Raw genomic sequence first — 19,142 nt, forward strand, 5'->3', positions numbered from 1 at the left:
CTTGTTGGCTGGACTGAATTTCAGTTTGTCGATGCGAGCCAGGTGTAGTGGCCATCGCCCCGCTCGTCGGTCCAAAGCGGCAGCGCGGCTCCGACGATCGAGCTCGCCGGGAACGGGCCGAAATAGCGGCCGTCGAGACTGTCCTCGACCTTCCGATTCATGACGAAGATTTCGGCGGCGGCGATGATGCGGCAGCCCTGCCATTCAGGCAGCGCGCGTCCCCTGCGATCGCGCTCCAGTGCAACACCTAGCGCAAGCCCGTTGACAGTGATGAGGAGGCCGGCGCGGCAGACTTGCTGCCCGGGCAGTCCCTCGATGTGTTTCAGCATCGGCACGCCGAGCGGAAGGTAGCCACGCTTGGCGGCGAGCCGAGCGACCTTGTCTGGCGGTTCGATGACAGCGAGCGCGCCAGCCGTTGGAACAGTCATTTTCCTGATCGCATAGAGCCCAAGCGGCGCGCTGGCCGACGCGTTCCACAGCAGCAGCGGCGGCATCTCCACAACAGCCGGAGCGACGGTCGCGAGGAAGGCCGCAAGTGCCGCGGCTATGCAGGCGGCGCGGTTCATGAGGTCACCCGCTTGCGCAACAGAAAGGCGCGGTGCTGCTCGAGCGAATAGGCACGCGGCGTTGCGCCGGCAATGAGACGGTTGTGGGTCTGACGCCAATAGTCCGGTGCGGCTTCGGCCGGATCGAGACCGATCGCCTCGATCGCGTCGATCCGTTGAAGAACCCGCTCAACCTTGTCCCAACCGGCGATCTTGAGCAGGATCTCGCCGCCTGGCCTGATGTAAGGCAGCGTCTGATAACCTTGATCGGGCAAGACCGCGCGCACGATGTCGATGCGCGAAATGACAGTGCCGAAGTCATTCGCCGCCCAGCGCACGATCGCAAAAACACGGCCTGGCGCAAATCCGACGACGCGGCGCCGCTTGTCGATGATCGTCTGATCGGCAGGGCGTCCGAAGCGGATGCGATGCTCGATCCGCTTCTCGATCCAGATCAGCTCGACCATCGTGAGTTTGCCGCGCGGCCTCGATTGGGCAGACGACGTCATGTGTCGTCTCCCGCGCGCCAGCCAACGCACCGCCGGTTCTGCTCCCAACCCTCAGTCCGCGGCTTGCGCACTAGACTGTTAGATTGAGAGTTAGACTCTAAGTTAAGAGCGCGATTTTCCGTTGCCGGCCCGTGCCTTAAGGCCGATCGCGGTTCCCGAAAGCACGAGGATGCGGTTCCCGATTGCACGATAGTTCGGGTTCCCGATGGCACGATCCCGTCAACAGGCGCGGGCGCCGGTTCGAACGCCAGCAGCACACGGCCGCTGGCTTCGACTTCCGTGAACAGCAGATATCCCGGCAAAGGTTGGCGCCGCACGATGTCACGCAGCTCGAAGGCGAAGCGCTTGAGCGGCGAGAGGCTGCCGGACTTCTGATGCAGATGCCGGATGTCGAAACGCCAACCAGCGCGCTGGCGTCCGCCATGCTTGCGCACCAGCCGATAGAGCCACCGATCCAGGCCGCCCGTCAGCCCGAAATAAGCCCGGTCTATTGTCAGGATCAGCGCGTCATCCATGACGGCGCGATAGAACCAATCCGGCAAAATCAATTCGACGCCAAGCGGGCGGCCGTTTCGATCGAAACGCTCCTGCCATTCATTGATCCACGAGAAGCGATGCCGCCGGCCTTCGGCGGGCTGGCGGATGGAGGTGACGACGCTTGTCGACTGCAGGCGATCGAGCGCGGCCTTGAGGCGCAAATAGTCTCGCTTCGAGACACCGCGGCCGACGAAGGTGAGCATTTCGTATGGCGTCGCGGCCATCAGGCGCGACGTGCGCAATCCGGCATCCCGCGCGTTGACGATCTGGCTCGCGGCCCAGATCAGGATATCGGCATCCCAGATCGTCGCCATGCCGTGGTCGGGCATCGCTTCGACACGGATCGTGACATCGCCGGCGCGAAAGTCGATCGGCGCGATGCGCCTGGATTTGGCAAGCGAGAAGAAGGGATAGGCCATGAGGTCCTGCGCATCGCGTGGGGCGACGACACCGGGCAGCGCGTGGAACAGATCAAGCTGTCCGCGTTCCGACGGTTGGCGTGGTCCTGCAGACATAGGGGAGATCAGCCGGGTCAGCGCCTCTCGCGCCCGGCATAGGCGATCAGGCGGGCGGCTTGAGGCTTGGCGGGCAGCACCGAGCCATGCGGATCGGATGTCGACGTCATGGCGCCGCGCTGGACCCAGGCCTGGAGGTCGTCGACGGCGTAGACGACGCGGCCGCCGAGTTTTCGATAGGCAGGCCCGGTCCCGTAGGTGCGGTGTTTTTCCAGCGTACGCGCGGAAAGACTGAGGAAATGCGCTGCTTCCGAAGTGCGCAGGTAGCGCGGCGGCAATGGCGCTGCGTCGGTGTTCATCGGGTGTCTCCTTGGCGTCGTCGCGATTGAACGGCGATCGATGGCCAGGATGGAGGAGCGTGGGGACGGTGATCAGGTGCGCAATTGAGGGGCGCTATTTCGCACCACCGAGAGGCCTTCAGGCACTGGCGCCGGCGTGAGCAGCAATTGTAATAGCCGCGCTCGACCCTCTTCACGCCATCGCATCAAGCAACGTAGCTGATGACAGGAAGCCCGGTGATGGCAGCCCGCGGCGGAAAGCTCCGCGCTCACCGGCAGAAGACGCCTCGCCCGGTGCCGGGCGAGGCGTTGGCCAGTTCACTCGCCGTTGCGGCGGTTGGGGCGCGACCAGATGAGGCTGTGGCCCTCGCCTTCCTCGTCGGCGAAGAGGTTGGCGTAGATCGGAGCGGTGAAGCTCGGATCGTCGACCTTGAGCCCGAGATAGTCGCGACCCTCGGTGGAGCGCTTGGACCAGGCGGCGCCGATTTCGGCCTTGCCGACCACCACGCGGTGGCTTGGGGCGTTGTCGCCGCTGGCCCTTGTGTCGGGGACGATGCGCACGCCCTTGGCGTGGACGCTGAGAGTGACGATCTCGCCGGTGAACTCGTTCGCATTGGTCTTCTTGAAAGTGCCGATGGTAGCCATTTTCAGTCTCCGTTTTCTTCGTTTCCGAGCCCGCACCATGCGACCTCGATGGCGATCGTGAGGCCGAAGGCGACCGCCGCCGCATCGCTTGCGACCACAGCAAAGCGGAGGATGGCGCAGGGCGCGCGTTTCTTGGTTCCGCGAGGAATGGGCTTTGCCCAGGGGAAGAAACGCGCGACGCGCCATTGCGGCATAGGCGGTCGAGGCTTCAGCCGTCTTTCGGCCAGATCAGCCCGTTCGAGAGGTCGTTGGTGCGCTCTTTGAAATGAAGGAGGAGGGAACCGCGCACTGGCTATCAAGAATGAAGCGAACTGCTGGCCGAGATGTCCGCCGATAACGGGTTGACGTGACTTGAATGAAAGCTAGCGCCAGCACACGGCGGCGTACCGAGTATGTCTGGTTGGTGCCGTTAACGGCCTCGCAGCTTCAAGATGACTGGCAAGAACGCCGACCCTTACGTCGAGTGTAGTGCGCACTGCTCTGCGCCAAAAACGGTCATTGATGTTGGTTGCGCGTCAAAGGCGGACGAGCTCGTAACCGATTGAAGCAACCCGGAGTCAGTCATTTGCACGAGTAAGAGCATGACTCCGGAGGGCTCGGGCGCACGCGACGGATCGCCGTAGTCATCGAACGGGCTACCGCGATAGCTTTCACTGCGGAGCGACAACCGACGTTGGGCGTCATCAGAAAAAGGCGGACTCTGGCACGGTTCTGGTCTATGCCGACGCTCGTTGCCGGTCCGCCGGCCTTTTGCAACTGGTCCATGAATGAAGCGCCAGCCCACGACGTCGAGCCTGTTACGCCGACTCAATCGTTCGGCCGTGGTGGATTTGATCCGCACCGAAGGGGTGATTTCGCCATCGAGCCTCGCCGAGCGACTGAACATCAGCATCCCGACGGTGATGCGGGTGATCGAGGATCTGATTGCCGAGGATTTGGTGGCGTATGACGGGTTTGACGAGGCCAATGTCCGGGGCCGTCCCCGGGCACGCATCAAGTTCCGCGGCGCGGCGCATGCGATCCTCGGCATCGAGGCCGGCAAGGGCGAGTTCTATGGCGCCGTGGCCAATCTCGAGGGCGTCGTGCAGACCGAAATGCACGAGACCGCCGACGATGATAGCGAGCGCAATTTCGAGAAGCTGGTCGGCCTGATCCGCCGGCTGATGGCGGCCCCCCATCCGCGCGGCCAGACCATTCGCGGCATCGGCATTGGCCTGCCCTCGATCGTCAGGCAGCCGGCGGGCGAAGTGGTGCTGACGCTCGGTCTCGGCTGGCGCGACATGCCGTTGCGGGCGCGGCTCAGCGAGCATTTTCAGATGCCCATCGTCGTCGAAAACGGGCGCAACCTCGCCGCCGTGGGCGAATGGGGATTTGGGGCTGGGCGTGGCGCCGACAGCGTCGTGAGCCTCTCGATCGGGCCCGGCGCCGGCGCGGGCGTCGTCATCGACGGCAAGCTCTATGGCGGGCACTCGCATGCGGCGGGCGAGATCGGCTGGTATCTCGACGACCCACTCCTCACCGGGCGGCCGTTCGAACATCTGGGCGACAAGCAATCACTGCGCTTTTTCGGCATCCCCGAACAGGCGACCAAGATGCTCGAAGAGGCCAACAACCAGTATGCGGCGGGAAAGCTCACCCTGGCCGCAGTCACCGACCGGCAGGCGGACAAAATCGCGCCGGTTGTCAGCGAGTTGCTCGACTATGCGACGATGGCGGTGGGCAGTGTTGCTGCCTTCATGAACCCGGAAATCATCGTACTGGCGGGCCGGATCGTCGGCGGCGGTGATCTGGTGCTCGATGTGCTGCGGCACCGCCTCAAGGGCAATGTGTATGACCCGCCAAGCCTCGTGATGGGCGCGCTGGGCCACCGCGATATCGTTCTGGGCGCGGTGCGTCTGGTGCTCGATGCGACGACCCTCAACCCTGCCGACAGCCTCGTGATGGCCGACTACAGATCAATCGATCGCAATTGACAGCGACCGCATGTCGGCATTAAGTTTCTAACTGAAAGAAAAACCGCGCCCTACGTCGTGTGGGAGCGTATCTTTCGTGGGAGGACTTCAATGACGAAGATTTTCAATCCGCTTGGGCGGATGATGCAGCGTCGTGACTTCTTGAAAGTTGCGGGTGCGAGCGTTGTGGTAGCGGGTCTGCCTGCGGCAGTTCGCGGTGCCGAGCCCGTCAAGGTGCTTGTGTGGTCGTGGGTGCCGAATCTCCAGCTTGAGGTAGACATGTTCAACGCCGCGCATCCGGGCATCCGGATCGAACTCGTGAATCCCGGCCAGGGGGACCCGTTGTATAACGCGCTCCGCGCGGGCCTGCAGGCGGGCAGCGGCCTGCCGGACGTCGCCCAGATCGAATACCAGCACCTCGAGAGCTTCCGCCAGGTCAACGCCCTCGCAGACATCGGCCAGTACGCCAATGCACATAAGGGCGAGTTCCCCGAAGGCCTATGGGCGCAGGTCGCCATGGGCGATGTGGTCAACGCCACGCCGCAGGATTACGGTCCGATGGCGATGCTCTATCGCAAGGACATCTTCGACAAGCATGGGATCACGCCGCCCACCACCTGGGCCGAGTTTGCCGATGCGGGCAAAAAGATCCATGCGGCCGATCCGACTGTGTTCATGACCGACGCGCCGTTCGGAGCCAACGCCGACTGGGTCTTGGGTCTGTTGTGGCCGATGGGCTGGAAGCCGGTTAGCCGCGATGGCGACAAGCTCGTGATCAGGATCAACGACAAGATTGCTAAGGACTTCGCCGCCTATTGGCAGGACCTTATCATCGCGGGTGTTATCGAGACCAAGCCGGGCTTCAACAATGAGTGGTACACCGGCCTCGACTCGGGTCGCTATGCCACCTGGCTCGCTGCGGGCTGGGGTCCGCTGTTCCTGACCTCGGTCGCCAAGACCAGCGTGGGCAAATGGCGTGCCGCCGATCTGCCGCAGTGGGACGCGAGCAAGTTCGTGACTGGCGCTTGGGGTGGCTCATCGCTGGCCGTGATGAAAGCAACCCAGCATCTGCCCGAGGCCGCCGAAGTCGCGATCTGGTTGAACACGAATCCCGAAGCCACAAAGCTCTACACCACCAAGCAAAACTTCTTCCCCTGTACCAACGCGCTGCTGTCGAGCCCGGAATGGGCGAGCGCCAAGCCGGAATTCTTCGGCGGCCAGGAGGTGAACAAAGTGTTTGCCAAATCGGCGAGTGCCGTGGCGCCGTTTGAGTGGAGCCCGTTCCAGGGCTTCCTCTACCAGTCGATGTCCGATGAATTCGGCGCCTCGATCAGCGGCAAGGGCACGCTGTCGGATGCGTTCGACCGCGTCCAGGACGCCGTGGTTACCTACGCGAAGGACCAAGGCTTCACCGTGGCCTAACTCCTCCCGGGCACCGGCCGGGCGCGCCTTGATCGGCGCGCCCGATCTCTTCATCTTGCCGGACGGAGGACCCATGGCAATGTCGAATTCGCCAACCGCACCGACGCGCCCAGCGCGATTGGGCGGTTTTACGTCACGAAAGCTCGCGCCCTATCTGTTCCTGGCGCCCTTCATGCTGCTGTTTATCGCCTTCATCGTCGCGCCGCTAGTCTATGCGTTCCACATGAGCCTCTACCGCGACACGCTTGTGGGCGGACGACAGTTCGCGGGTGCAGCCAGCTACATCAAGGTCGCGGACGACGCCAAATTCTGGGGCGGCGTGTGGAACCTCGTTCTGTTCGGCATCGTGCAGGTACCGATCATGCTGGCCCTGGCGTTGTTGTTCGCCATCGTGCTCGATCGTGGTCAGGTCTATGCCAAGGGAGTCTTCCGGCTCGGCTTCTTCCTCCCCTACGCTGTGCCGAGCGTAATCGCGACGATCATCTGGGGTTATCTCTACGGCCCCACCTTCGGCCCGTTCACGCAGATGGCCAAGGCGTTCAACCTGCAGCCGCCGGACTTCCTGTCGCCGGGCGCGATGATCTTCTCATTGGCCAATATCGTGACGTGGGAATATGTCGGCTACAATATGGTGATCTACTATGCCGCGCTGAAGGCGATCCCGTCGGACCTCGCCGAGGCCGCGCGGATGGACGGCGCCTCGCCCTGGCAATTTGCGCGGATGATCCAGCTGCCGCTGCTGTGGCCGGCGATCCTGCTCACCATCATCTTTTCGATCAACGGCACACTGCAGCTGTTCAATGAGCCGTACTTGATGCGCGCGCTCGCCAGTAACACCATCAATTCGAGCTACACGCCGAACCTCTATGCCTATTCTCTGGCGACTAAGAACCAGCAGTATGGCTATGCGGCCGCCGTTTCGTTCGTGCTTGGCATCGTGATCGCCGGTGCCTCCTACATCTTCACCCTGATCGCCAACCGCCGTCGGCCGGAGCAATGATGACTGCGACCACCGACATCGCCACTTTCGAAGCTGCCAGGCGCCGGCCCGGCGAAAGGCGGCGCTCGCGGATCATGCTCACGCTGCTGCTGTCACTGTTCCTCCTCTACAGCTTCATGCCGCTGGTCTATCTGGTCCTGTCGGCAACGAAGACGAATGGCGACCTGTTCACCACGTTCGGCTTCGGCTTCGGCACCGAGTTCAACCTCTGGCAGAATCTGAGCGATCTGCTGGCGCGCGACAACGGCGTCTTCATGCGCTGGATGTTCAACAGCCTGCTCTATTCGACCGTCGCCGGGCTCGGTGCCGCGATCTTGGCTACCGCAGCAGGCTATGCGCTAGCCAAATTCAAATTCGTCGGCCGCAATCTGCTGTTTGCGCTGGTCCTGGGCGCTGTGATGATCCCGCAGACGGCCCTCGTCGTGCCGACCTTCCTCCTGCTGGCGCTTTCGGGACTCAGCGACAATCCGCTGGGCGTGATCCTGCCCTCGATGATCTCGCCGATCGGCGTCTATCTGATGCGCGTCTATATCGAGCAGGGCGTCGACGACGAACTGCTCGACGCAGCGCGTCTCGATGGCGCCGGCGAGTTCGTGATCTTCAGCGCCATCGTGCTGCGGCTGGTGGCGCCGGGCATGGTGACCGTGGCGCTGCTCTCGTTCGTCGGGACCTGGAACAATTACTTCCTGCCGCTGATCGTGCTGCGCTCGCCGGAATATCAGCCGATCACGGTGGGCCTTGCGACCTGGTATCAGCTCGCGCAGCAGGGCGGTGGCGGAGGACAGGTGCTGTTCTCGATCATCATCACCGGCGCTCTGGTCAGCATCATCCCGGTCATCGTGGTATTCCTGCTGCTGCAGCGGTTCTGGCAGGGCGGCCTCACCGCCGGCGCCATCAAGTAGACTATCGCCTGGAGTTTTCCGCCTATGACGACCGCCTCGAAATCCGCGCCGCTCTCTGTCTGGCGGCCGATCGCGACCGACACTTTCCTCGTCGGTAGCCCACATTACCCCGAGCATGTCGATGAGAGCTATTGGCAGCGCGACGCCGACCGCATGGCAGCCGCGGGCTTCAACACGGTGCGACTTGCGGAATTCGCCTGGCATATTATCGAGCCGCATGAGGGGACGTTCGACTTCGATTTGTTCGACCGAGCCATAGATCTGATGGGCAAGGCTGGCATCAAGACCATCATGTGCACGCCGACGGCGACGCCGCCGCGCTGGCTGACGGCGCGTTATCCCGAAGTGTTGCGCGTCGATGCCAATGGCCGCGCCATGAGCCATGGCTCGCGCCAGCACGCCAATCTTGCGAGCGCAGTGTTCCGTAAGCATTCGAAGCGCATCACTAAAGCGATGGCCGAGCATTATCGCGGCAATTCGCACATCATCGGCTGGCAGACGGACAATGAGTTCAATACCTCTGGATCGCTGTCCTACGGTCCGGTGACTCTGGCCGAGTTCCAGGCCTTCCTCGAGGACAAGTACAAGACTATCGCCGCGCTCAACGATGCGTGGGGCGGGCATTTCTGGGCCACCGCCTACGACGATTTCGATCAAGTGGTGCTCCCGCTCGACTACGCCCCAGCCCCGGTCGGGCCGACCCATGTGGTCGACTATCACCGCTTCCTCGCCTTCGTCACGGCGCGGTTCCAGCACGATCAGGTGCTGATCCTGCGCGCCACCAATCCAGACTGGTTCGTCTTCCACAATCTGGGGCGGATCGACGACATCGACTTCCGCGGCGAGTTCTCGACCGATCTCGATTTTCTCGGCTTCGACATCTACCCGCATCTCTATGACGAGATGCAGCGGGTAGGCGGCGTCGGCGAGGTGCAGGCGCTGCATCTCGACATCTGCCGCGGCTTCACCGGCAACTTCATCGTGCCCGAGCAGCAATCGGGCTTCGGTGCGCAGCCGAACATCTCGACGCTGACGCCCGAACCCGGCGAGATGCGCCGCATGGCCTATACGTCGGTGGCGCGCGGCGCCGATGGCGTGATGTTCTTCCGCTGGCGGCCGGCGCATTTCGGCGCCGAGATCTATTGGATGGGCATCATCGATCACGACGACATCCCGAGGCGGCGCTACGACGAGGCCAAGCAGTTTGCGGGTGAGGTCACGGCGCTCAAGGACAAGATACTCGGCACGCATGTGCGCATGGATTTGGGCATCGCCGGATCAGATTTCGACAATCAGGAGATGCACCGCTCCTACCCCGTCGGCATGCCGAGCCCGCAGGACGACGCGACGCTGCTGCACCGCTATTGCTACCGCCACAACATCGCCTGCGGCTTCATCCATCCCGAGGATGATCTCAGCAAGCTCAAGGCGCTCTACGTGCCGCATTGGCTGAAATGGACCGAAGCGTGGACGGCGCGGATTGAGGCCTTCGCCAAGGCGGGTGGAACGGTAATCCTGGGCGGCCGCACCGGGTCGCGCGACGTTAACAATCACGTCATCCGCGACACCTCTCCGGGCAAGACGCTCTCGGCGCTGGCCGGGATCACGGTCGAGGAGTTCGGGTTGCTGACGCCGATCGGCGGCGACGGCCTGTTCGAGCATGGCGGCCGCTTCGGCGCCAACACGGTGCGCAAGAAGCTGCCCGCGTCGTCGGCGAGCCGCCAATACGAGCTCAAGATCGGGAATGCGCAGGTGACGGCGGCGCATCTTTATGAGCTGCTTAACGTCGCGCCCGGCACCGAGGTTATCGGCAACTGGGCCAGCCGCTTCGCCGAGGGCCAAGCCGCGATGACTTCGCGCAAAGTCGGCAAGGGCAATGTGATCTACCTCGGCACCTACCTCAGCGATGCTCTGGTCGAGGTGCTGGCCGATCAGGTTCTGGCGCCCGCCGGTATCGTGCCGCTCATCGCCGACATACCGGCCGGCGTCGAAGTGACCATCCGCGAGAGCAAGGACCGCCGCCTGCTGTTCATCCTCAACACGCTGGGCGAGCCGGCAAGCATCGGCAATGTCCCCGCGGGCAAGGATTTGCTCGGCGATGGCAAAATTCGCGGCGGTAAGCTGTGGCTCCCTGCCTATGGCTGCAGCATCATCGAACTCGACCAGGTGATACTGAGATCGCAAAAGGCTGTATTGTCGTAACCCATTATTGCCGCGTCGCCTGGGAGATGCGGACTCAGCTCCCTGGCAACACTCAAACCCTCGAAAGCCACGAAATCTGTCCAACAAAAAACCGCTTCGGGTCGAAATATTCGACCTGATCGTCGCGGGTATGACGGCTGGCGCGGCAAAGGGGTGGGAAGTTATGGACCCGTGTCCGCTTTGGGGCCAATCCCGGACATCATGTCGCCCAAGCCGAACGGCTGCTTTGATGAAACGGCGAATTTGATCTCAACAGCCGACACGGGGCGCAAAGCTGCCATTCTTTTCAGGATGAGAGTAGGCGTCGGCTCGCAAACAGCGCAAGTAGGCGGACAACTCGACCGGCACTCGTCAGAGATAACGCCGCCGCGCGCGCAGCAATTGGCGATAGCCGCGCTCGACCATGCTCAGCCCGTCGCGCACGAGGCGATATGTCTGGTAGCGAAAAGTGGAGTCGTGCCAGTCGGCGGCGCTGACCAGCCGCGGACCGAACAAGGCGGTCGCGACTTCAAAATGGGACGCCTGCTGGGCGCGACCATCAAGGCATCGCAGCATGTGGCCTAGGCGCCGGCGCTGGGCCGTGGTCAAGCGGGCGTCGGGAACGTGTTGCCTGTGGATAGAGCGGATGAAACGCTCGATCGCTTGGAGCCGGTCGTGCGCCATGTCGTCGAGCGGGATGATGGCGGCAAGGGTTTCGCCTGGCTTCGCGTCGCGGAGGAGCGCCAGTTGCGTGCCGCCCGGCGAAGAGCGCATGTGAAGGCCGACCTCGTCAAGGCGGCCGGCGGCCAAGGGGACATCGAAGGCGATGCCCTGTTGCGCTCGCAGATCCCGCGGAACCTCGACGAGGGTCACGACCCCAGGGTCGACCTGAGGCGCCCAATAGACGGGCTGCTCGACGGCGGACTGATCAGGTCTCGCTGCGAAATTGCAAACCCCAGCGCTTGCGCAATGCGTGCATCGCCTTGGCCGATCGGGAGGCGGCGAAGTCCTGCTGATACTGGGGATTACGTCGCAGGAACTCCCAGGCGATCGCATCGGCCGCGGCGCCGTTAACGAACGAATATGCCTGTGGGTCGCGCCATTGCGATGTATCCGGCTTCATCCGCATTCTTCCCTTCTCAAGTATTTGATAGGGGGACGAAGCGTTGAACGAAATCCTTGGATTCCGTCATTGACGCAGGGACGAATAGCGATCTCGGAGCTGAGCGATCAAGTGGAGATTTTTGGGATGTCTACTAGCTCGCGCCTTGCAGTGTTTTGAAAGTGTCCGTCCAGGCGCGATACTCATCATCATTGCCCTGGCTCCAGGCACCGAAGGCGCGCCAGGCGGCGAACGATGACGCAGGCTGCTCGAACAGCGCGCCGATCGACTGGTCGCCTGCGGGCCAGCCGGCAGGCTCGTTGCCTGTCGCTTCGTGCGTGAGGCGCCTTAGATCGGCCAAAGCAGAGCGGATATGCGGCAGCGGAAATTCGCAAAGGTCGGTGTTATCAGCCGCCTCCCGAAGGATGACCGCGAGCTTGGCGACCACGCCCGCCAAGGATTGAGCAGGCGTCGCCGCGATCTCAGCCAGCAACGCGTCGGCCTTTTCAGCGCCATCCTGCTCTTCCTTCAGGAAATCAGGACAGTCGCGGTCGGCGCAAGCCCCTTCTCCGCGCCCAATCACTTCGCCGACAGGCGAGAGCGCGCCGCTCTCCAGGAACCCCTCCTCAGCCTGCTGCTGTCGGACGCAGGAGGCCAGCATCGCAACGTGAGCGTCAATCCAAGCGAGGGACAGGAGAAGTGCTGGATCGGCCGACGGCTGGTCGTCACAAATTGATGGGGATTGTGAAGCTGCCTTATCTCCACTCACCGACGCCTCCCGTTCTCACCCGTGACGAAAGGACAATTGATGGCTATCGTCAGAATCATTGAAGATTCTGAGCTATCGACGTCGTCGCGTAGTGGGGCCGAGCGAGCTATTTCGCCAGACCTCATCAATGACTTCCGTAGGGTGGTATACTAAAAGCGGCTTTTTTGACCTATGTCAACCAAAAAGAACGATGTTGAGAGTGATGCGATCTCTGTTCAGCAGTGTCGAGCTGCACGAGCCATGCTCGGATGGAGTCAGGGCGACCTAGCCGAGGCAGCGGCTGTTTCCCGAACTACCATAGTAGACTTCGAGAGGAGTATTCGTATTCCGCACCGAAACAATCTTGCTGCGATCCGCCGTGCGTTTGAGACAGCGGGAATAGAATTCCTTGCGGAAAATGGCGGCGGCGCGGGCTTACGATTTGCGCGACGGTCTGATCAGACCTAGAGAAACTCTCGCCCGGCGCGATTGCCAGGCGAGAGGATCTCGATTCACTCGCCGTTGCGACGGTTGTTGGGGCGGGACCAGATGAGGCTGTGGCCATCGCCTTCCTCGTCGGCGAAGAGGTTGGCGTAGATCGGAGCGGTGAAGCTCGGATCGTCCAGCTTGAGCCCGAGATAGTCGCGGCCCTCATTGGAGCGCTTGGACCAGGCGGCGCCGATTTCGGCTTTGCCGACCACCACGCGGTGGCTCGGAGCGTTCTCGCCGCTTGCCCGGGCGTCGGGGACGATGCGCACGCCCTTGGCGTGGACGCTGAGGGTGACGATCTCGCCGGTGAACTCGTTCGCATTGGTCTTCTTGAAAGTGCCGATGGTAGCCATTTTCAGTCTCCGTTTTCTTCGTTTCCGAGCCCGCACCATGCGACCTCGATGGCGATCCTTGGGCCGAAGGCGACCGCCGCCGCATCGCTTGCGACCGCAGCGAAGCGGAGGATGGCGCAGGCGCGCGTTTCTTGGTTCCGCGAGGAATGGGCTTGCCCAGGGGAAGAAACGCGCGCTGCGCCATTGCGGCATAGGCGGTCGAGGCTTCAGCCGTCCTTCGGCCAGATCAGCCCGTTCGAGAGGTCGTTGGGGGTGCTCCGCGAACCGAGAGAGGGAGGGCAAATGGCGGCCCATGCAATTAGAAGATCAAGCCACCGGGTCTCCAAGATGTCTTTCGATGTGGCTTGGCATGGGCCGTATCAAGGTCTTATCACGTCGGCATGAGGCGACCGCACCTGGTGCGCAATGGGTGGCTCGGGGTCCGATCCGCGCGAGCTATCCAAGCTGCGCAAGCCGCGACCTCTACGCTCCGGATCTGCATATCGACAACATGAATTGAGGACGCTGGACCTCCGTTGCACCGCTGAATTTCTTGCCGGCTCAGGATCGCAAGACGACCTAAAACGTTAGAGGTCGAACGTCGTGACGTCGCAGCGATGGAAACAAGGAGACGACAATGGCAGACAACAAGTCGAAGCGAGGCGCCGCCGACCGTCGCCAAGTCTCCGGCGATGAAGGCTACGAGGTCAATTACTTCGCTCGCAAGCACGGCATCGGCAAAGATCAGGCCGAGGCGCTCATCAAGCGGGTCGGCAACGATCGCGACAAGCTCAATGCCGCCGCGCAGAAACTAAAGAAATAGGCCGCGCGTCGGGAATGGCGCGTCGGACAGTTGGGTTTGGTGAGAGTCAATTCGGTGAGCAAGTCAGCGTCGCGTCGCGCCACGATTAGAGGATCTTCAACTCCCCCTGCGAAGCCAGCGTCGCGGGGCGCGGCCAAACTCGCGCCACCTGCCTTCAGGCCGGTCCAGCTCGCAAAACTTGTGGACACGGTTCCCCCTGGCGATCGCTGGATTCACGAGATGAAATACGATGGCTACCGCATTCTCGTCGCGGTGGGTGGCGGAGAGGCGCGCGCCTATACGCGCTCCGGTCTCGACTGGTCCGACCGCTTTCCCTCGATCCTGTCCGAGGCACGCAAGCTCAAGGTTCGCTCGGCGCTTATCGATGGAGAGGCCGTCGTCACCGACACCGAGGGACGATCCAGTTTCCAGGCGCTTCAGAACGCATTGAAGGGTGCTCCGGCGAGCATTGACTATTTCGCATTCGACCTGCTCGAGCTCGATGGCGAAAACCTGACGAGGCTTCCGCTCCTGGAGCGCAAGGAGAAACTGGAGACCATTCTGCCGGCCAGGAACCCCATCTTTCGCTACTCCGATCATATCCAGGGGCGTGGAGAAGAATTGCTGAACCGCTTCTGCGACGCCGGCCTGGAAGGGGTAATCTCCAAGCTCGCGGATTCGGACTATGTCGGAGCCCGGGACGGCAGCTGGCTGAAGATCAAGTGCATCAAACGTCAGGAACTCGTGCTCGTCGGCTGGACGCCGTCGGACAAGGATCGCGCGTTTCGATCCCTGATTCTCGGCGTCCATGATAGCGGAAAGCTGCGCTATGCCGGCAAGGTCGGGACCGGTTTCGATACCGCCGAGATGGCCCGGCTGATGAAGACCATGGCGCCGCTCGAGCAGAAAGCCGCCACGGTCGATGCGCCGCGCGCGGAGGTTCGCGGCGCCCACTGGCTGCGTCCCAAGCTTGTCGCCGAGATCGCGTTCACCGAGATGACCAATGAAGGAACGCTGCGTCATCCAAGCTATCTTGGCCTGCGCGAGGACAAGAAGCCGGGGGCCGTCGTGCTCGAGACGGAACACCGCACGGCAACCCTGACGTCGCCGGCAACCAGCACAATCGCGATCAGCAATCGCGGCCGCGTCATCTACCCGGAATCCAACATCACCAAGGGACAGCTAGCCGATCATTACGCCGAGCTCGCCGAGGTCATGCTTCCCTGGGTCGGCAACAGGCCGATCAGTCTGGTCCGCTGCCCGCAGGGCCGCGCGAAGAAGTGCTTTTTCCAAAAACACGACGCCGGCAGCTTTGGCGACAAGGTCCACCACGTCGGGATCACCGAGAAGGACGGACACGAGGAGCCGTACCTTTATGTGGACGATGCCGACGGGCTGATGACCTGCGTCCAGATGGGAACGATTGAGCTGCATGGATGGGGCGCCCGCATCGAGGACGTCGAAAAAGCCGACCGGTTGGTGTTCGATCTGGACCCGGATGAGGGCTTGGATTTTGAAGCCGTGCGCGCCGCTGCCTTTCAATTCCGCGACATCCTCAAATCGCTGGGACTGACGACTTTCCCGATGCTGACGGGCGGCAAGGGGGTGCATGTGATCGCTCCGCTGACCCCCCAGGCAGAATGGCCGGAGGTAAAGGATTTCGCGTCTCGCCTGGCTCAGGCGGTCGCCCAGAGCGACCCGGCCCATTTCACGGCGGTGTTGTCGAAGGCCCGCCGCAAGGGTCGCATCTTCGTCGACTATCTGCGCAACCAGCGCGGGGCGACCGCGATCATGCCGTACAGCGCGAGAACCCGGCCGGGTGCTCCCGTGGCGGCGCCGATCACCTGGGCGGAGATGAAGACCATCGATGCACCCTCGCATTTCCATATCGGCGACGCTCCGGAATTGAAGAAACGAGCGGCTTCCAAGGCTCTGGCGGGCTGGGGGCGCGCTGACCAATCCCTGCCACGTCTGTAGCGCCCCGCGGGCCGCGGAGAACCCACGCCCGTTTTGCCAACGCCGCGCCATCGGGGCCAAGGATTCTTTGGAACTTGCCAAGACCGGCCCCGTTTGCCTGAAGCCATGGCAAAAACCGACACGAGGACCATCGCCAATCTTTTGAGGGAATACGCGCATAGGACATCCCTGCGTGGCGGTAATCCCTATCGCACAAAGGCGTATCTACGTGCCGCTGACAGCCTGACGGCACTCTCCCAACCGCTTGATCGCATCATCGCCGCCGGCGCGCTCACCAGTATCCCGGGGATCGGGGACGCCATCGCGGACATCGTGACAAAGCTCCATCAGACCGGCACGCACCCAAGCCTCGATAAACTGCGGGAAGAGGTGCCGGCAGGCGTGATGGAGCTGTTTGCCGTTCCTGGTCTTCGGCCCGACAAGATATTGAAGCTTCATGAGGCGCTCGGCGTGAGTTCGCTGGCGGAACTCGAAACCGCGGCGAAGGAAGATCGCATCAGGCCGGTCAAGGGGCTTGGCGCCGCGCTTCAGACGAAGATCCTGGAGAACCTGGCTATCGCGCGAAGCGGTCAGACACAGCTTCATCTCCATAGGGCCGCTGCTCTCCTTGAGCATGCAATGGCATCGTTGCAGCAAGAACATCCGGAGTTCTCCCGCGTCGAGATCGCGGGTGAATTCCGGCGCGGGTGCGAGCTCGTTTCCGCCTTCGCGCTGGTAGCGCAAGGCAAGGAACTGGCCGAACTTGCGGATGCGACCCTGCGGGTTGTCGTCACCGACAAGAAACACTTTGGCGCCAGGCTCCTCGACGCGACCGGTTCGGCAGATCACCTCACGCAGCTGAAGAGGGTCGCGACCGACAAGGGATTTGTCCTGAAGGGTGACGGGCTCTATCGCGGCCGAAAGCTCGTCGCCTCAGCGACAGAAGAGGAAATCTACGACACCTTGGGCCTGCAGTTCATCGAGCCCGAACTGCGCGAAGGCAGGGATGAGATCAGACGGGCGGCCAGCCACGAGCTGCCCGCACTTGTTCGCGACCAGGATCTGCGGGGCATCCTGCACTCCCATACGACAGCGTCCGACGGCACCGAGACGCTCGAAGCGATGGCCGAAGCCACGCGCAAGCGCGGGTTTGAATACTTTGGTGTCGCCGATCATTCGCAGTCCGCTCACTATGCGGGTGGCCTTTCGCTGCAGGAAATAACCGAACAGCATCGCGAGGCCGACCGGTTGAACCGGCGGTATGGCGAGAAATTCCGCATCCTGAAAGGCATTGAGGCTGACATTCTGGCGGACGGCTCGCTCGACTATCCGGATGATGTCCTGGAGCAGTTCGACTTCGTGGTCGCCAGCGTGCACAGCCGCTTCAAACTGCCCAAGAAGGAGCAGACCGATCGGCTCATCGAGGCGATCGGCAATCCCCGAACGACGATCATCGGCCACATGACTGGCCGCCAGCTGTTGCGGCGCCCAGGCTATGATCTCGACATCGCCAAAGTTCTACGGGCCTGCGCCAAATTTGGCGTCGCCGTCGAAGTCAACGCACATCCATGGCGTCTCGATCTCGACTGGCGCTGGCATCAGGAGGCACTCGACTACGGCTGCATGTTCAGTATCAATCCGGATGCTCATTCAATTCGCGAGCTCGACTACATGCACTGGGGAGTTGAGATGGCGCGCAAGGGCGGCGTCCCGGCGAAGCGAGTCCTCAACGCGATGCGCCTGCCGGCTCTGCTTTCCCATCTGGCAAAGCGCAAGCGCACATCCAAGAGGATCAGTCGACCACGCGCGACGGCGAGGGAAGCTGTGCTGTAATCCAATTGGCTGGCCTGGTGCGGCGGCCTACTTCAACTGGTGAACGCTCCGCGTATGATATTGGAATTGAGCCAACGGTCCAGCTAACCACCTGCTCGACCGACAATGTCCCTGCCGGCAACGGCCTGATCAATGATTTGGCGGAGAGCGACGGATCGAGCCACGCGGCCCGATCCTTACGTTCGAGGATGACGATTTGACGGTCATGATAAGGGGCAATGTCCGTAACTGAAGATTGTAGTATCCGGCAGCACGAAGCTTATATCCTGGCGGAATGACATTGCAGGCAGATGGCTCTGAACGCGGCGCTGACTGGCGCAAGATCATCCATGTCGACATGGATGCGTTCTACGCGTCGGTCGAACAGCGCGACAATCCAGAACTCCGCGGCAAGCCGCTTGCCGTCGGCGGAGCGGCCGCCCGCGGCGTGGTCGCGGCTGCAAGCTACGAGGCCCGCGCCTTCGGCGTTCGCTCGGCGATGCCTTCGGTCACGGCAAAGCGTAAATGCCCCGAGCTGATCTTCGTGCCGCCCCGCTTCGAGGTCTACCGGGGGGTCTCGGCTCAGATCCGCGCCGTTTTCGCCGAACACACCGATCTCATCGAACCGCTCTCGCTTGACGAGGCCTATCTCGATGTGACCCAGAACCGGCTCGACATTGCGTCTGCCACGATAATCGCCCAGATGATCAGGGCGAAGATCCTGCTGGTAACCGGTCTCACCGCTTCCGCGGGCATCTCGTACAACAAATTTCTCGCCAAGATGGCGTCCGACCAGAACAAGCCAAATGGCCAGTTCGTCATCACGCCACGTCACGGGCCCGCTTTTGTGGAGACTTTGCCAGTCAAGAAATTTCACGGGGTCGGCCCCGCGACAGCCGCGAAGATGGAAGCGCTCGGCATCGAGACCGGCGCCGATCTCAAGAGCAAGTCGCTTGCATTTCTGCAGCAGCATTTTGGAAAGTCGGGGCTCTGGTACTATCAGATTTCGCGCGCCATCGACGAACGCGGCGTCGAACCAGATCGGCCGCGCAAATCAATCGGGGCCGAGGACACGTTCGCAGCCGACATGTTTGATCTCAATGCATCGCTGGCTGAAATCAAGCCGCTGGTCGCCAAAGTGTGGGGATACTGTGAAGGGAAAGGCATCCGGGGAAGGACCGTCACGCTGAAGGTCAAGTTCGCCGACTTCCAGCAGATCACGCGCAGCCGCACGGTGGCGATGCCGATCGAACTTTCCGATTTCGAACATCTCGCAGCCGATCTCCTTGAATCGGTGTTTCCAGTGCGCAAGGGAATCCGCCTGTTGGGCGTCACGCTTTCGTCGCTAGGCGACGTGTTGCCGCCGGATCAACGGCAGATGCGGTTCGAGCTGTAGCGCGGCCCTGGGGCCGAAC

General features: G+C 62.3%; 20 protein-coding genes and 2 pseudogenes. 10 read left to right on the forward strand and 12 right to left on the reverse strand.

The genetic code is table 11. The annotated features are described in order from the left end of the window. Window positions 1-20: 20 nt before the first annotated feature. From LB519_RS15870 to LB519_RS15895, 6 genes are all read right to left on the reverse strand, one after another. Window positions 21-566 (reverse strand): S26 family signal peptidase, encoded by a 546-nt coding sequence (locus tag LB519_RS15870; protein WP_224620543.1) that lies wholly within the window; start codon window positions 564-566, stop codon window positions 21-23. Then, window positions 563-1,054 carry a DUF2840 domain-containing protein gene (locus LB519_RS15875; protein ID WP_224620544.1) on the reverse strand — a complete coding sequence of 164 codons (492 nt, stop codon included), beginning with the start codon at window positions 1,052-1,054 and terminating at the stop codon, window positions 563-565. Before LB519_RS15875 ends, LB519_RS15870 begins: the two co-directional genes overlap by 4 nt. After that, on the reverse strand, window positions 1,051-2,106 hold the full coding sequence (locus tag LB519_RS15880) for a replication initiator protein A (protein WP_224620545.1): 1,056 nt from the start codon (window positions 2,104-2,106) through the stop codon (window positions 1,051-1,053). The genes LB519_RS15875 and LB519_RS15880 overlap by 4 nt, the downstream gene beginning before the upstream one ends. A 17-nt stretch (window positions 2,107-2,123) precedes the next feature. Then, window positions 2,124-2,405 carry a helix-turn-helix transcriptional regulator gene (locus tag LB519_RS15885; protein ID WP_224620546.1) on the reverse strand — a complete coding sequence of 94 codons (282 nt, stop codon included), beginning with the start codon at window positions 2,403-2,405 and terminating at the stop codon, window positions 2,124-2,126. A 297-nt stretch (window positions 2,406-2,702) separates the two neighbouring features. Further along, window positions 2,703-3,029 carry a DUF736 domain-containing protein gene (locus LB519_RS15890; protein ID WP_224620547.1) on the reverse strand — a complete coding sequence of 109 codons (327 nt, stop codon included), beginning with the start codon at window positions 3,027-3,029 and terminating at the stop codon, window positions 2,703-2,705. A 2-nt stretch (window positions 3,030-3,031) separates the two neighbouring features. Next, window positions 3,032-3,223, reverse strand: coding sequence for a hypothetical protein (locus LB519_RS15895; protein WP_224620548.1), 192 nt, complete (start codon window positions 3,221-3,223; stop codon window positions 3,032-3,034). 573 nt (window positions 3,224-3,796) lie between these two features. On the opposite strand from LB519_RS15895, the gene LB519_RS15900 reads away from it, so the two are divergent. The 5 genes from LB519_RS15900 to LB519_RS15920 all read left to right on the forward strand — a co-directional run bounded on the left by LB519_RS15900 (window position 3,797) and on the right by LB519_RS15920 (window position 10,507). Continuing rightward, entirely contained in the window at window positions 3,797-5,002 is a 1,206-nt protein-coding gene (locus LB519_RS15900; RefSeq protein WP_224620549.1) for an ROK family transcriptional regulator, read from the forward strand. 90 nt (window positions 5,003-5,092) lie between these two features. After that, a complete protein-coding gene (locus LB519_RS15905; protein ID WP_224620550.1) occupies window positions 5,093-6,403 on the forward strand; it encodes an ABC transporter substrate-binding protein in 1,311 nt (436 codons plus the stop codon). A 73-nt stretch (window positions 6,404-6,476) separates the two neighbouring features. Next, the gene (locus LB519_RS15910; RefSeq protein WP_224620551.1) at window positions 6,477-7,403 is read left to right on the forward strand and encodes a carbohydrate ABC transporter permease; all 927 of its coding nucleotides are present in this window, start codon (window positions 6,477-6,479) and stop codon (window positions 7,401-7,403) included. Then, complete coding sequence (locus LB519_RS15915; RefSeq protein WP_224620552.1) at window positions 7,403-8,305, forward strand: carbohydrate ABC transporter permease; 903 nt, start codon at window positions 7,403-7,405, stop codon at window positions 8,303-8,305. The genes LB519_RS15910 and LB519_RS15915 overlap by 1 nt, the downstream gene beginning before the upstream one ends. Window positions 8,306-8,329: 24 nt before the next feature. Further along, complete coding sequence (locus tag LB519_RS15920) at window positions 8,330-10,507, forward strand: beta-galactosidase (RefSeq protein ID WP_224620553.1); 2,178 nt, start codon at window positions 8,330-8,332, stop codon at window positions 10,505-10,507. 2 nt (window positions 10,508-10,509) lie between these two features. On the opposite strand, the pseudogene LB519_RS31425 reads toward LB519_RS15920, so the two are convergent. From LB519_RS31425 to LB519_RS15940, 4 genes and pseudogenes are all read right to left on the reverse strand, one after another. Beyond that, window positions 10,510-10,578, reverse strand: a pseudogene (locus LB519_RS31425) (hypothetical protein); the annotation flags it as partial. Between the two features lie 280 nt (window positions 10,579-10,858). After that, window positions 10,859-11,359 (reverse strand): DUF2285 domain-containing protein, encoded by a 501-nt coding sequence (locus LB519_RS15930; protein ID WP_224620555.1) that lies wholly within the window; start codon window positions 11,357-11,359, stop codon window positions 10,859-10,861. Between the two features lie 55 nt (window positions 11,360-11,414). After that, window positions 11,415-11,615, reverse strand: a complete 201-nt coding sequence (locus tag LB519_RS15935; protein ID WP_224620556.1) for a transcriptional regulator domain-containing protein — start codon at window positions 11,613-11,615, stop codon at window positions 11,415-11,417. A gap of 127 nt (window positions 11,616-11,742) precedes the next feature. Next, window positions 11,743-12,357, reverse strand: coding sequence for a hypothetical protein (locus tag LB519_RS15940; RefSeq protein WP_224620557.1), 615 nt, complete (start codon window positions 12,355-12,357; stop codon window positions 11,743-11,745). A 171-nt stretch (window positions 12,358-12,528) separates the two neighbouring features. On the opposite strand from LB519_RS15940, the gene LB519_RS15945 reads away from it, so the two are divergent. Beyond that, window positions 12,529-12,804, forward strand: a complete 276-nt coding sequence (locus LB519_RS15945; RefSeq protein WP_263484788.1) for a helix-turn-helix transcriptional regulator — start codon at window positions 12,529-12,531, stop codon at window positions 12,802-12,804. 44 nt (window positions 12,805-12,848) lie between these two features. Here the strand turns inward: LB519_RS15945 and LB519_RS15950 are convergent, their stop codons facing one another. Beyond that, window positions 12,849-13,178 carry a DUF736 domain-containing protein gene (locus LB519_RS15950; protein WP_224620558.1) on the reverse strand — a complete coding sequence of 110 codons (330 nt, stop codon included), beginning with the start codon at window positions 13,176-13,178 and terminating at the stop codon, window positions 12,849-12,851. 616 nt (window positions 13,179-13,794) lie between these two features. Here LB519_RS15950 and LB519_RS15955 point away from each other — a divergent pair. The 3 genes from LB519_RS15955 to LB519_RS15965 all read left to right on the forward strand — a co-directional run bounded on the left by LB519_RS15955 (window position 13,795) and on the right by LB519_RS15965 (window position 17,748). Then, on the forward strand, window positions 13,795-13,980 hold the full coding sequence (locus LB519_RS15955) for a DUF3606 domain-containing protein (protein ID WP_140572071.1): 186 nt from the start codon (window positions 13,795-13,797) through the stop codon (window positions 13,978-13,980). A 54-nt stretch (window positions 13,981-14,034) separates the two neighbouring features. Beyond that, entirely contained in the window at window positions 14,035-15,936 is a 1,902-nt protein-coding gene (gene ligD, locus LB519_RS15960) for a DNA ligase D (protein WP_224620559.1), read from the forward strand. A gap of 105 nt (window positions 15,937-16,041) precedes the next feature. Continuing rightward, on the forward strand, window positions 16,042-17,748 hold the full coding sequence (locus LB519_RS15965) for a DNA polymerase/3'-5' exonuclease PolX (RefSeq protein ID WP_224620560.1): 1,707 nt from the start codon (window positions 16,042-16,044) through the stop codon (window positions 17,746-17,748). 88 nt (window positions 17,749-17,836) lie between these two features. Here LB519_RS15965 and LB519_RS15970 read toward each other — a convergent pair. Next, a pseudogene (locus LB519_RS15970) lies at window positions 17,837-17,971 on the reverse strand (SOS response-associated peptidase); the annotation flags it as partial. Between the two features lie 51 nt (window positions 17,972-18,022). Between LB519_RS15970 and dinB the strand changes: the two are divergent. Continuing rightward, window positions 18,023-19,123 (forward strand): DNA polymerase IV, encoded by a 1,101-nt coding sequence (dinB, locus tag LB519_RS15975; RefSeq protein WP_224620561.1) that lies wholly within the window; start codon window positions 18,023-18,025, stop codon window positions 19,121-19,123. Window positions 19,124-19,142: the final 19 nt, after the last annotated feature.

Source organism: Mesorhizobium sp. AD1-1, from assembly GCF_020164655.1.
In the GTDB taxonomy this organism is placed as follows: Bacteria; Pseudomonadota; Alphaproteobacteria; order Rhizobiales; family Rhizobiaceae; genus Mesorhizobium; species Mesorhizobium ciceri.

What these genes read in the sequence shown, in the direction of transcription:
- LB519_RS15890 (WP_224620547.1), bottom strand. Translation starts at nt 3,029, where the DNA reads ATGGCTACCATCGGCACTTTCAAGAAGACCAATGCGAACGAGTTCACC.
- LB519_RS15900 (WP_224620549.1), top strand. Translation starts at nt 3,797, where the DNA reads ATGAAGCGCCAGCCCACGACGTCGAGCCTGTTACGCCGACTCAATCGT.
- LB519_RS15955 (WP_140572071.1), top strand. Translation starts at nt 13,795, where the DNA reads ATGGCAGACAACAAGTCGAAGCGAGGCGCCGCCGACCGTCGCCAAGTC.
- LB519_RS15880 (WP_224620545.1), bottom strand. Translation starts at nt 2,106, where the DNA reads ATGTCTGCAGGACCACGCCAACCGTCGGAACGCGGACAGCTTGATCTG.
- LB519_RS15875 (WP_224620544.1), bottom strand. Translation starts at nt 1,054, where the DNA reads ATGACGTCGTCTGCCCAATCGAGGCCGCGCGGCAAACTCACGATGGTC.
- LB519_RS15945 (WP_263484788.1), top strand. Translation starts at nt 12,529, where the DNA reads ATGTCAACCAAAAAGAACGATGTTGAGAGTGATGCGATCTCTGTTCAG.
- LB519_RS15965 (WP_224620560.1), top strand. Translation starts at nt 16,042, where the DNA reads ATGGCAAAAACCGACACGAGGACCATCGCCAATCTTTTGAGGGAATAC.
- LB519_RS15915 (WP_224620552.1), top strand. Translation starts at nt 7,403, where the DNA reads ATGACTGCGACCACCGACATCGCCACTTTCGAAGCTGCCAGGCGCCGG.
- LB519_RS15895 (WP_224620548.1), bottom strand. Translation starts at nt 3,223, where the DNA reads ATGCCGCAATGGCGCGTCGCGCGTTTCTTCCCCTGGGCAAAGCCCATT.
- LB519_RS15905 (WP_224620550.1), top strand. Translation starts at nt 5,093, where the DNA reads ATGACGAAGATTTTCAATCCGCTTGGGCGGATGATGCAGCGTCGTGAC.
- LB519_RS15885 (WP_224620546.1), bottom strand. Translation starts at nt 2,405, where the DNA reads ATGAACACCGACGCAGCGCCATTGCCGCCGCGCTACCTGCGCACTTCG.
- LB519_RS15935 (WP_224620556.1), bottom strand. Translation starts at nt 11,615, where the DNA reads ATGCGGATGAAGCCGGATACATCGCAATGGCGCGACCCACAGGCATAT.
- dinB (WP_224620561.1), top strand. Translation starts at nt 18,023, where the DNA reads ATGACATTGCAGGCAGATGGCTCTGAACGCGGCGCTGACTGGCGCAAG.
- LB519_RS15870 (WP_224620543.1), bottom strand. Translation starts at nt 566, where the DNA reads ATGAACCGCGCCGCCTGCATAGCCGCGGCACTTGCGGCCTTCCTCGCG.
- LB519_RS15910 (WP_224620551.1), top strand. Translation starts at nt 6,477, where the DNA reads ATGGCAATGTCGAATTCGCCAACCGCACCGACGCGCCCAGCGCGATTG.
- LB519_RS15920 (WP_224620553.1), top strand. Translation starts at nt 8,330, where the DNA reads ATGACGACCGCCTCGAAATCCGCGCCGCTCTCTGTCTGGCGGCCGATC.
- LB519_RS15950 (WP_224620558.1), bottom strand. Translation starts at nt 13,178, where the DNA reads ATGGCTACCATCGGCACTTTCAAGAAGACCAATGCGAACGAGTTCACC.